Source organism: Lysinibacillus sp. DFXJR4, assembly GCF_057196045.1.
The window spans coordinates 34,999-47,301 of the sequence record NZ_JBXUNW010000003.1; the positions used below are offsets into that span (position 1 = coordinate 34,999).

General features: G+C 39.7%; 10 protein-coding genes and 1 pseudogene. 2 read left to right on the top strand and 9 right to left on the bottom strand.

All coding sequences use genetic code 11. The features are described 5' to 3' along the window. Window positions 1–14: 14 nt before the first annotated feature. Genes AC2CGN_RS10410 through zapA form a run of 4 tightly spaced genes read right to left on the bottom strand, consistent with a single transcriptional unit; the run spans window position 15 to window position 4,974 of the window. On the bottom strand, window positions 15–2,381 hold the full coding sequence (locus AC2CGN_RS10410) for an endonuclease MutS2 (RefSeq protein ID WP_484513734.1): 2,367 nt from the start codon (window positions 2,379–2,381) through the stop codon (window positions 15–17). An 18-nt stretch (window positions 2,382–2,399) separates the two neighbouring features. Beyond that, window positions 2,400–4,109, bottom strand: coding sequence for a DNA polymerase/3'-5' exonuclease PolX (polX, locus tag AC2CGN_RS10415; protein ID WP_484513736.1), 1,710 nt, complete (start codon window positions 4,107–4,109; stop codon window positions 2,400–2,402). 59 nt (window positions 4,110–4,168) lie between these two features. Then, a complete protein-coding gene (locus tag AC2CGN_RS10420; protein ID WP_054770922.1) occupies window positions 4,169–4,708 on the bottom strand; it encodes a CvpA family protein in 540 nt (179 codons plus the stop codon). A 5-nt stretch (window positions 4,709–4,713) separates the two neighbouring features. Then, a complete protein-coding gene (zapA, locus tag AC2CGN_RS10425) occupies window positions 4,714–4,974 on the bottom strand; it encodes a cell division protein ZapA (protein ID WP_286924560.1) in 261 nt (86 codons plus the stop codon). Window positions 4,975–5,109: 135 nt separating this feature from the next. Between zapA and rnhC the strand changes: the two genes are divergently transcribed. Beyond that, complete coding sequence (gene rnhC, locus AC2CGN_RS10430) at window positions 5,110–6,033, top strand: ribonuclease HIII (RefSeq protein ID WP_429987816.1); 924 nt, start codon at window positions 5,110–5,112, stop codon at window positions 6,031–6,033. A 1-nt stretch (window position 6,034) separates the two neighbouring features. On the opposite strand, the gene AC2CGN_RS10435 is transcribed toward rnhC, so the two are convergent. From AC2CGN_RS10435 to AC2CGN_RS10450, 4 genes are all read right to left on the bottom strand, one after another. Further along, on the bottom strand, window positions 6,035–6,214 hold the full coding sequence (locus tag AC2CGN_RS10435; RefSeq protein ID WP_484513739.1) for a hypothetical protein: 180 nt from the start codon (window positions 6,212–6,214) through the stop codon (window positions 6,035–6,037). Window positions 6,215–6,378: 164 nt separating this feature from the next. Continuing rightward, complete coding sequence (pheT, locus tag AC2CGN_RS10440) at window positions 6,379–8,796, bottom strand: phenylalanine--tRNA ligase subunit beta (RefSeq protein ID WP_484513741.1); 2,418 nt, start codon at window positions 8,794–8,796, stop codon at window positions 6,379–6,381. A gap of 14 nt (window positions 8,797–8,810) precedes the next feature. Next, on the bottom strand, window positions 8,811–9,848 hold the full coding sequence (pheS, locus tag AC2CGN_RS10445; protein WP_286924563.1) for a phenylalanine--tRNA ligase subunit alpha: 1,038 nt from the start codon (window positions 9,846–9,848) through the stop codon (window positions 8,811–8,813). A gap of 590 nt (window positions 9,849–10,438) precedes the next feature. Further along, a complete protein-coding gene (locus AC2CGN_RS10450) occupies window positions 10,439–11,203 on the bottom strand; it encodes a TrmH family RNA methyltransferase (protein WP_286924564.1) in 765 nt (254 codons plus the stop codon). 179 nt (window positions 11,204–11,382) lie between these two features. Between AC2CGN_RS10450 and AC2CGN_RS10455 the strand changes: the two genes are divergently transcribed. Next, window positions 11,383–11,778: a (deoxy)nucleoside triphosphate pyrophosphohydrolase gene (locus AC2CGN_RS10455; RefSeq protein WP_484513744.1), complete on the top strand. Its 396-nt coding sequence runs from the start codon at window positions 11,383–11,385 to the stop codon at window positions 11,776–11,778. Window positions 11,779–11,961: 183 nt separating this feature from the next. Here the strand turns inward: AC2CGN_RS10455 and AC2CGN_RS10460 are convergent. Next, window positions 11,962–12,236: pseudogene (locus AC2CGN_RS10460) on the bottom strand (alpha/beta fold hydrolase); the annotation flags it as partial. Window positions 12,237–12,303 lie beyond the last annotated feature (67 nt).

Below are 12,303 nucleotides of genomic sequence, written 5' to 3' on the forward strand. Positions count from 1 at the left end.
GTCCCCTTTACTGCTTATTTCAATTCCACAACCGTGACGCCAAAGCCACCCTCACCTGCTTCACCAAAACGGAAGGATTTTACACGCTTATGCTTTTTCAAATAGTTTTGAATTCCCTGACGCAATGCACCTGTACCAACACCGTGAATAATCGAAACACGCCCATAATTAGCTAGTAGGGCATCATCAATATACTTTTCTGTACGCAAAATAGCATCCTCGAAACGTTCACCACGGAGATCTAATTCTAATTTCACATGGCTATTTCGGTTTTTAACACCTGCAATACGTTGAACGGGCTCTTTTTCTGGCTTGATGTATTCAAGGTCACTATCCGAAATTTTCATTTTCAAAATGCCCATTTGCACAATCCATTCGGAATCAGACACTTTTTCCAGTAAAGTACCCCGTTGACCATAGCTTAACACCTTTACCTCATCTCCGACAACTAGGTTTTGAGCGCGAGCCTTCACTTGGGCTGCTTTCTTTAGCACTTTATTATTATCTTGAGGCGTCGCATCTTCTAAGCGTTTACGAGCTTCAATAAGCTCATGCTCCTTCACGACCTGGTCCGCATTTTTACGCATTTCACGCAATTCAGCTATGATTGATTCTGCTTCTCTCTTTGCCTCATCGACAATTTTACGAGCCTTTTCCTTCGCTTTTTTATCGAGTGCCTCTTTCCGCTCCTCATAAGCCTGTAGTTTGTCCTGCAGCTCTTTGCGTAAGGCTTCGGATTCCATCAGCAATTCATGAGATCGCTCTGCATCATCCTCGGATTGGCGTCGTGTCTCCTCAAGTGAAGCAATCATTGACTCCACTTCATGACGATCTGTGCCTGTAAAGCCTTTCGCTCTATCTATAATAGATTCTGGTAGGCCAAGACGGCTTGAAATTTCAAATGCATTGGAGCGACCCGGAACACCAATAAGTAGACGGTATGTTGGACTCAAAGTTTCAATATCAAACTCCACACTTGCATTGGCAACACCAGGACGATTATACCCATAAGCTTTTAATTCTGGATAGTGAGTCGTTGCCATCACACGAGCTCCTCTTCCATGTACTTCATCTAAAATAGAAATAGCAAGAGCTGCACCCTCCTGTGGGTCTGTCCCAGCACCTAGTTCATCGAAGAGCACAAGTGACTCATGATCAAATTTTTGTAAAATGTCTACAATATTCACCATATGTGAGGAGAACGTTGATAGTGATTGCTCAATAGATTGTTCATCACCAATATCAGCAAATAACTGTTTGAAAACTGCTAATTCTGAACCATCAAGAGCAGGTACAGGTAATCCAGCCTGTGCCATCAATGTACATAATCCAACTGTTTTTAACGTTACAGTTTTCCCACCAGTGTTTGGTCCTGTAATAACAATTGCTGTAATGTCTTTGCCGAATTCAATATCATTGGCAACTGCAATGTCAATCGGTAAAAGTGGATGACGTGCACGTACTAAGCGAATATAACCGTCATTATTCATTTTTGGCATTGTACATTTGTTTGCTTGCCCATATTTCCCCTTCGCTAAAATAACGTCTATCTCACCAAGTACTTTCACTAAATTAAATAAATCAGGGGCTACTTCCTCTACCATAGCACTTAAAGCAAGTAAAATGCGTTCAATTTCAGCTTGCTCCTTCATTTTTAGTCGATGAATCTCATTATTTGCTTGTACAACCGAATCTGGCTCGATGAATAATGTTTGCCCCGAAGACGATTGATCATGCACAATTCCACCATAATGATGACGATACTCCTGTTTAACAGGAATAACGAAGCGATCATTCCGAATCGTTACAAGTGCATCTGACAGCATTTTTGCAGCATTACTGCCACGTATAAGGCTTTCAAGCTTTGAACGAACCTTAGCCTCCTCTGCACGCAAAGATTGGCGAATGGAACGTAAAGTTTGACTTGCTGAATCTAGCACGGAACCATTGTCATCAATACAATTGTTAATTTCGTGCTGCAAGCCAGTTAAAACAGGCATTGCCTCCTTTTTAGTGATGAAATGAGGAATCTCAATCACTGCTTCTGATTCAATATCCTCAATGAAATTACGAAGAATTCTACTAGCACGAATCGTACTTGAAACTTCCATCAATTCCATCGCTGAAAGCATACCACCGATTTGTGCACGTCTTGCGGCAGGGCGTACATCAAAAATTCCACCCATCGGTACATTGCTTTTTACACGTAAAATGGAAAGTCCTTCATCCATTTCCTCTAATAATTGTACAACTTTCTCATAGTCTGTTTGTGGTACAAGCTCATCAATAGCTGTTTTGCCAATGGATGAAGTACAGTATGTAGCCACTTGCTGACGTACTTTATCATATTCTAGTGTTTTCAATGCGCGTTCTGCGATCACTGAGAACACCTCCTCAACCTATTTATTTCGTCGAATAAACGCCTCAAATTGTTCCCGCGTCCATGTATTCACAATCATATCCTTTTTCAACCATGCTTTGTTTGCATAACGAACCCCTATATCCATAAAACGTAAATGAGCAATATCATGGGCATCGGTATTAATGGCTATAGGCACACCAGCTACCATGGCCATTTCTAAATGCTCCACACATAAATCAAGACGATATGGATTGGCATTTAACTCTAAAATTTTACCATATTCCTTCGCCCAAGCAATTAATTGCTCCATATCAGGATTATAACCCTGACGATCTTCAATAATGCGACCTGTAGGATGCGCAATCATATGCACATACGGATTTTGCATCGCTGTTAGTAAACGTGCCATTATTTTTTCCTGGGACTGTGTAAAGCTAGAGTGGATAGATGCAATTACAAAATCTAACTCTTTTAATACTTCATCGTCAAAATCAAGAGACCCATCTGGCAAAATATCCATTTCTGTCCCTGCATATAAATGAAATTCCGAATGTGCTTTATTAAATGCATCTATTTCAGCACGCTGTTTTACTAAACGCTCAGGCGTTAAACCATTTGCTACCTTTAAAAATTGCGAATGGTCCGTTATAACGCTATATTGATAACCTCGTGCGATTAAAGCCTCGCCCATTTCTGCCACAGAATAGGCTCCATCTGACCATGTTGTATGCATATGCAAATCTGCCTTGATATCCTCTAGTTTCACTAAAGTTTGGATATCCTCAGTTTTATCAAACTCCGTTGTACCAGTGCGTATGCTTGGCGGGATAAACGGTAAATCAAAATGGGCAAAAAACGCTGCTTCATCTTTAAAGGTCAATACGTTCCCGTCTTCCTGCTCAACACCATATTCACTAATCTTCTCACCACGTGCTTTTGCAATTTGACGCATACGAACATTATGTTCCTTAGAGCCTGTAAAATGATGTAAGGCAGTTGCATATTCCGCATCCTTTACTAAACGGAAATCCACACTTATTGGCTCGTCTAAATCTAATACAACAGAAATTTTCGTATCGCCAGCTGCTACCACTTCCTGTATCGAAAGCTTATTCAGCAGTTGCTCACGAACAGCCTCAACTACTTCTGTTACAACAATAAAATCAATATCCTTACTTGTTTCCGCAGCCCGACGGAAGCTTCCAGCAACTGAAAAACGTTCTACTTCCTTCATACTACCTAGAAGTGCTTCTATTTGTAAAACAACAGGCTCCAGTTGCCATATTGGTAAACGCTCTGAACGATTAGCTAAATTGGCAAGCTCCTTTAATATTTTTTCTTCTGTTTTCGCTGCAAAGCCAGCTAGCTCACGAACTTTACATGCCTCACATGCTGCCTTTAGACTTTCCGCAGAATCAATTCCTAGCTCTTGATGAAGCTTGGCTATTTTTTTCCCACCTAATCCAGGTAATTTTAATAAGGGTAGTAAGCCTTTAGGAACAACTTCTTCTAATTCCTTTAATAGACTTGATTGTCCAGTTGTCATTAAATCTTCAATGACAGCGGCAGTTCCTTTACCAATTCCTTTAAGTTTCGTTACATCCTCCATCTCACTTAATGAGCGTTCGTCTCCCTCTAGAGCCGCAGCTGCTTTTCGAAAGGCTGATACTTTAAATGGATTTTCCCCCTGTAATTCCATATATAATGCGATTTTTTCAAGTGTTCGAATAATTGTTTTTTTGTTCAACAGAAGTTCCTCCTATCGTAAAAACACTTCTCTCACAGCCGAGAGAAGTGCAAAGTTTACTATTGCATATAAATATACCACCAGTTTTGAAACATCTTTGTAATAATTGGTGTATGCTCCAAAATAAGACCACTTATCAATGACTTCGATATTAACCCTTGAATAAAATCAACTGGCAATAAAGCAAGAATGTATAGCAAAATAAACATAATTAAATAGTTTTCAATCATGCCAAACAATGCTCCAAGCCAACGATTTAAAGTATTTAACACTGGTAAATACGCTATAAAATCAAAAATCGACGCAATAATTTGCAAGGAAATTTTCACAGCGAAGAAAATAACAGCGAAGGCAATGACACGGTAAAATGTGCTGTCTAAATCCAGACTATCTATGACTACACCAAGACTACCTGAATCTGTTACACCTGGATATGGAATCCAAAACACAAATTTTTGTGCTAATGGCTTATAATAAATATACGCAACAATGATGGCAACTATAAAGCTGACAATATGCATCATCTGAACGATGAAACCTCGTTTTGCACCGATAATAAGTCCAGCTAATAGCACCGCCAATATGATTAAATCTAGCATTCACTTCAACCCTTTAATTTTTTCAATTCTTCTTCTAGTCGCTCCATCTGCTCTTTTAATAGTAAATAATCGTGAACAGTATTTACTGCTGTTAGAACAGCTAGTTTTGTACTATCAAGTGAGGGGTTATGTAAATTCATTTCGCGCATACGGTCATCAACAATTGAAGCGACAAGTCGCATATGTCCAATGGATTCAGAGCCGACCATTTTATATGTGTGACCATATATTTCCACAGAAATTTTATTCTTTTCTTGATTTTCCATAGTCGCACCCTCCTTTTTTCATCTTTATGTTCACGATTTTTTTAGTTGTGAACAGCATCACACAAAAAAGCTATTTATTATCATACCATGAATGATATAAAATTGTGAACAATGAGGACAGAAAGGGACGATTAAATGTCAAATATTGTGCTTTCAATATCACCAAATATACAAAAAGAAGTGAAGGCCTTCTATGCAAGCCATTATGTAGAGCGAAAGGCACCTGGTGTTATCTTTGCCGCAAAGCTTCCAGATACAGCAATCACCATGTACAAATCAGGTAAATTAATGTTTCAAGGGGGAGGAGCTGAACGAGAAGCAGCTCGCTGGGGCAGTAGCATCCCTAGTCCACCAAAAGCTTCAGCCATAGGTGCAAAGGGAGATGTTTTGCCTGATGGCTTTGCTACAATGTCAGTGCTCGGCTCTGATGAAACTGGCACTGGCGATTATTTCGGTCCAATGACTGTAGCAGCTGTTTATGTTCCTGCAACGAAGATTGAGCTTGTCAATGAGCTTGGGGTAAAAGATTCAAAAATGCTAACAGATGACTATATGCGTAAAATAGCGCCAGATTTACGTGCTGCCTGTGTCCATAGTGTACTTGTACTGCGGAATGAGAAGTATAATAATTTACAGGCAAAGGGCTATTCACAGGGAAAAATGAAGGCAATGATGCACAATAAAGCACTTAACAATACTCTAGTGAAAATGGCACCAGAAAAACCACAGCATATTTTAATCGATCAGTTTGCTGAACGAGGCGTATACTATAACTATTTAAAGAATGAGCGAGAAATTGTTCGAGAGAATGTGCTTTTTTCAACAAAAGCTGAGCAATTGCATGTTTCAGTCGCAACAGCCTCCATATTAGCTCGCGCAGCTTTCTTAAAGGAAATGGATCGACTTAGTGAACTGGCTGGAATTGAATTATTAAAGGGAGCTTCTGCAAAAGTAGATGCTTTAGCAGCACGTATTTGGCGTGGTCAAGGTGAGGATTTTTTACGCACTATAACGAAATGGCATTTTGCAAATACCGAAAAAGCAAGGAAAATGATTTAAATCATTTTCGCCCCGGCGTAATTGTAGCTGCCGCTACCGCTACGCTTTCGCACAGATAAAAACGTGTTGCTGTCGCTTCACTTTTGTACAGATAAATTGCCACAGGATGTGACGTTCTTATACTGAGTTCTGCTATTTCAGTAGGTGTTTGGACACCACTGATAAGGAACCAAAACCGCATTCTCTCGCCACTGCTAGAGATGGGAGTCTTCTGTATCTACCGCTGCCGCTACACTTACGAGCATAAAACATCTGCCGCTACCGCTATTCTTTCGATACAAGAAACATTTGCTGAATGAAGATAAAAAAGACTGTCCCGTAAGACAGTCTTCCTAAATAATAATATTAACGTACTTCTGTGCCTTCAATTGTTGCAATAGCTTTTAGCACCTTGTTATGTGCTGCAACAACTTCTTCATCTGTTAAAGTACGCTCTGGATCAAGGTAAGTGAGTGAGAATGCAACAGATTTTTTACCTGGCTCCATTTTTTCACCTTCGTAAACATCAAATACACGAACGTCTTTCAATAATTTTACGCTAGCTGAGCGGATAGCTGTGATGACTTCTCCTGCAGTTGTAGCACGATTCATGATTAAAGCGATATCACGAGACATTGCTGGGAATCGAGGTACCGATGTGTAGGTAAGCGGTTCCTCTTGTTCAGTGGCATTTAATAATGCTACTAAATTCATTTCCATGACATATGTGTCTTTAACACCCCATGCTTTTTGCTCTGCAGGATGTAAACCACCAATAATGCCGACCTGCTCCCCATCTAAAAGAATGCTAGCTGTGCGTCCTGGATGCAAGCCATCGACTTGTGCTTGCACGAATGAAATGCGATTTTCTAAGCCTAGCTTACCAATAACGCCCTCAACAATGCCTTTTAAGACAAAGAAGTCAACTGCTTTTTTCTCACCCTGCCAAGCATGATCTAGCCATTTTCCTGTTAAAACTGCTGCTACATGCTCTTCCTCATATGGCTGCCCTTCTTCTAGTTGACCAAGGAACACAGAACCAACCTCATAAAGTGCCACGCTTTCAGCTTGACGTGCTACATTATAAGCAGCTGCTTCAATTAAATGTGGAATCAGACTCTGACGTAAAGTTGAACGTTCTTCACTCATAGGCATTAGCAAACGAGTGACTGGCTCAGCCTTCAATGCGAAGCGCTGTGACAATGCCTCAGATGTTAATGAATAGGTTACAGCCTGATAAAGCCCTGCTCCCTCCATAAAATTACGGACTACACGACGATGTGCTTGATATGGTGTTAAACCACCTACTTGCGTAGCACCCTCTGGTAATGTCATCGGGATTTCATCATAACCAAATAAACGAGCAATTTCCTCAACGATATCCTCTTCAATTTTAATATCTTGACGACGGGTTGGCGCATCAATTATTAACAAGCCGTTCGCTGCCTCTACACTGAATTTCAGACGTTCTAAAATAGAAAGCATATCCTCTAAAGAAATTTTCATTCCTAAACGCTCATTGATAAAGTCTGGGGACACAACAACACGGGCTGGTGTTTTATCCAGTTCATCGACAAGACATGTGCCTTCCAACACTTCCCCACCAGCAAGTTCAGCTAATAATGCTGCTGCACGTTCTGCTGCAGGTAAAACGCGGTTAGGGTCAACACCCTTTTCGAAACGAGCAGAAGCATCAGAGCGCAAGCCAAGACGACGTGAAGTTTGGCGTACAGTTAAGCCATCGAAATAAGCAGATTCAATCACAACTGTTGTAGTAGACTCTGTTACCTCAGAATTTGCGCCACCCATTACACCTGCAATAGCTACTGGTTCCTTACCATTAGTAATCACTAAATCAGTCGCTTTTAATGTACGTTCTTGGTCATCTAAAGTCGTAATTTGTTCACCCTCTGTTGCTTTTCGGACAACGATTTCACCTGTTGCAAGGCTATCATAGTCAAAGGCATGAAGGGGTTGACCATATTCCATTAAAATGTAGTTCGTTATATCAACAACATTATTGTGTGGACGAACACCCGCAGCCATTAAACGATTTTGTAACCACATTGGTGATTCTGCAATTTTTACATTTTTCACAACTTTAGCAACGTACATTGGGTTTGCTTGCAAATCTTCTACTCGAAGCTTTAACCTGTCTTCCGCTTTTTCAGTAGATGTGTTATAGGAAATTTCCGGATATTTCACTTCTTCAGAAAGAATTGCACCAACTTCATATGCCACACCTAGCATTGACAGTGCATCTGATCGATTTGGTGTTAAACCTAGCTCTAGTACTGTGTCTCGTAAACCTAAAATAGCAAGGGCATCTGAACCAATTTCAGCATCAGCAGGAAGTACATAAATCCCCTCAGAATATGCTTTAGGAACAAGCTTCCCTTCGATACCTAGCTCTTGCAATGAACAAATCATACCATTTGATTCATGTCTACGAAGTTTCGCTTTTTTTATTTTAATGCCACCTGGTAAATGTGCACCTGGACGAGCCACAATAACTTTTTGTCCCGCATCAACATTTGGTGCACCGCAAATAATTTGTTGTAGCTCTGCTTCACCAACATCCACTTGGCAAATATTTAATTTATCCGCTTCAGGGTGTTTTTCTTTTGATACGACATAGCCCACTACAACTTTATCCATTCCGTTAGCACGATCAATTACTGCATCTACCTCAATCCCAGAGCGCGTAATTTTTTCCGCTAACTGCTCAGGCACTAAATTCTGTGTACTTACATAATCTTTTAACCATTCTAATGATACTAACATTTTTTATTCCTCCCTTACGCCTCTGTTCGCTCGAATTGTGATAAGAAACGTGTATCACTTGTGTAGAAATGACGAATATCGTCAACACCATATTTTAACATTGCGATACGTTCTGCACCGATACCAAATGCAAAGCCTGAAACTTTTTTTGGATCATAGCCAGCCATTTCAAGCACATTTGGATGTACCATACCAGCACCTAAAATTTCAATCCAGCCTGTACCTTTACATACATTACAGCCTGAACCACCACATTTAAAGCAAGAAATATCCATTTCAACAGATGGCTCTGTGAATGGGAAGAAACTTGGACGTAAGCGAATTTCGCGATCGGCACCAAACATTTTCTTCGCTAAAGTATCTAAAGTACCTTTAAGGTCGCTCATGCGAATATTTTCGCCAATCACTAATCCTTCAATTTGCATGAACTGGTGTGAGTGTGTAGCATCATCGTTGTCGCGACGGAATACTTTACCTGGGCAAATAATACGAATGGATTCACCTTTTTTCTCTTCCATTGTTCGAGCTTGCACTGGAGATGTGTGCGTACGTAATAATATTTCCTCGGAAATATAGAACGAATCTTGCATATCACGAGCAGGGTGCCCCTTCGGTAGGTTTAGTGCTTCAAAGTTATAGTAATCCTTCTCCACTTCAGGACCTTCTGCAATTTCATAGCCCATACCAATAAATAAATCTTCAATTTCTTCAATGACACGTGTCAATGGGTGACGATTTCCTACTTTAATTTCTCGGCCTGGTAAAGTGACATCAATCGACTCACTTGCTAATTTTTCAGCAATTGCCGCTTCCTCAAGCACAGTTGCCTTTTCCTCTAAAACAGCTGTTACCTTTTCACGAACTGTATTCACTAAGGCACCCATTTTAGGGCGTTCCTCTGCTGATAATTTCCCCATCCCTTTTAATAAATCTGTAATAGGTCCTTTTTTTCCCAGATACGCTACACGCACATCATTTAACTCTTTTAAAGTTGCTGCTGCTTCAATTTTAGCAAGTGCTTCTTGCTCTAATTGCTTTAATTGCTCTTCCATGTGTAAATCCTCCTTGTTCAAATCAATTTCACTTTGGCATTTTTGTAGTTATCGCTTAGCCTTCACTACAGATTCTGAATTGTCCTATACCATGTTTCACTTCCGCTACAGGATAAATGTCAGCTTTTTAATGGCATAAAAAAACTCGCCCCTAAAAAAGGGACGAGGACATATTCGCGGTACCACCCTAGTTATTGCAAGGCAAACGCCAAGCAATCACTTCATTGACATAACGACTAGATTAAAGCCGGCTTACCTTTACAGCATTTTGCTGGTCCCGGTAGCTGCTCGCAGGCTGAATTCAAAACTGCATTGGTTCTGCGCTGGCTCTCAATCTCCGGCCCACGCTCCCTGTCGTCCATTCACAATCTTTACTACTTCCCGGTCAAAGCATTTTCATATTCAAGTTTACAATTTAAAAGTGATTATACAATACTATACTCATGCAAATCAAGGGGCATCTTCCCATTATTAAGGATATTAATGATTCCAAAGTTTTTGAACCCTTCATTATGACAACGCATCCATTGATTTGAGCAATCTATCCTTCACTTTAGTTATTCTATCCATCATTTTGATAGTTCTATCCGTTATTTAACAAAACCATATAATACAATTCCTGTTGCCACCGCTACATTTAATGATTCTGCCTGTCCAAAAATAGGAATTATAATATTTTGATCGGCCATAGCAAGCAATTGTGGGTGGATGCCGCTGCCTTCATTGCCCATCATGATGGCAAAAGCACCTGTATGCTGAATATCGCTGTAGATAACCGCATCTTCATCTAAGGCCGTTCCAAATACTGGTACACCATTTTCCTGTAGCTGCTCTATCCAATCCTCCAACTCACCTCTAAGTACTGGAATGTGAAAATGTGAGCCCTGTGCAGAACGAAGTGTTTTAGGATTATACATATCTGCACAGCCCTTGCCTAATATAACTGCATCCAAACCCGCAGCATCTGCCGTACGAATCATCGTTCCTATATTCCCAGGATCTTGTACAGCATCAATCAGTAATACCTTACGCCATGAAGCCATTACATCTTCCTTTAGTAAAGGCTGCTTACAAACGGCAAATACTCCTTGTGAGGTCTCCGTTTCAGCAAACTCCTTCGCAACAGCTACTGTCACTTCAATGATGGCAATATCGTCAATTGGCCAAAGCATTGGTAAATCTACACCTTCACGCACAATAAGCTGCAATACCTGCTCTTTATTTTTTAATGCTTCCTCTACTAAATGGAATCCTTCGACTATAAATTCTCCAGAACGTTCACGCTCTTTACGTGTCGTCGCTAGCTTCTTCCAGTATTTCACTAATGCATTTTGCGTAGATTCTATTCTTTTCATCGTACCTCGTACCGCCCTTTTCCTATTTACTGTTTTTTATTATACAGTAGAAAATAACAATTTACATCGTCATGAAAACTCTGTTTTTCATGAAGACAGCTTTTATTTTAAGTAACAAAAATTTCAAACTACATGTTATAATTTACAATATTTCATAAAAAAATTTTAGGATGAAGAAAATGAAAAAACAAATACACGTAGTGGGCGCAATTATTGAAAATGACAAGAATGAAATCTTTTGTGCATTACGAAATCCTCACATGGTACTCGCTAACTACTGGGAATTTCCTGGCGGTAAAATAGAAGTAGGGGAAACGTCGAAGCAGGCATTGGCCCGTGAAATATTAGAGGAATTTAATTGCTCTATAGAGGTAAATGAAAAAGTAGAAGATACCACATATGAATATCAAGAATTCATTGTGCGCCTAGAGACATTTAAAGCCACGATAATTAGTGGAGAACCACTTGCTTTAGAACATACTGAAATCAGATGGGTAGCTCGACACCATCTGTTAGAATTAAACTTCGCTCCAGCGGACATCCCTTCTATAAAAAAATTGCTAGCAGAAAAATAACAACAAGATGGCAATTAAGTAATTTTCTTAATCGCCATCTTGTTCATAAAAATCCCCTTTATTCCACTCTAAATACTTGTTAAATCTATACTATGTGTAACGTGGTTTCGACCATTTTCCTTAGAGGCATATAGAGCCTTATCAGCTCTTTGTAAAATGGTAGTCTCATTATCCGTTTTGATAAACGAATAGAATATTGTTCAAATTTAATGCTTCGATAATGTCTAAAATATCTTGAACATATCCCTGTAAAGAACTATATTTTCAGAGTTATACGCGTGTAAATCTGAATTACCCGAGCCAACATAATCAAATAAAATTACTTGATAATTATCTTCAAATGCAGGGGTAATGAACCGCCACATATCTTGATCACAGCCAAAGCCATGAGCAAAAATAATAGGCTGATTCCCTTTACCAATTATTTTTACATTATTACGAACAATTACATCAGTCATCGCATTTACTCCCTTAGAAATATATGTAATATCTTCATTTTGACTTGCAGAACACTAATTATCAAGA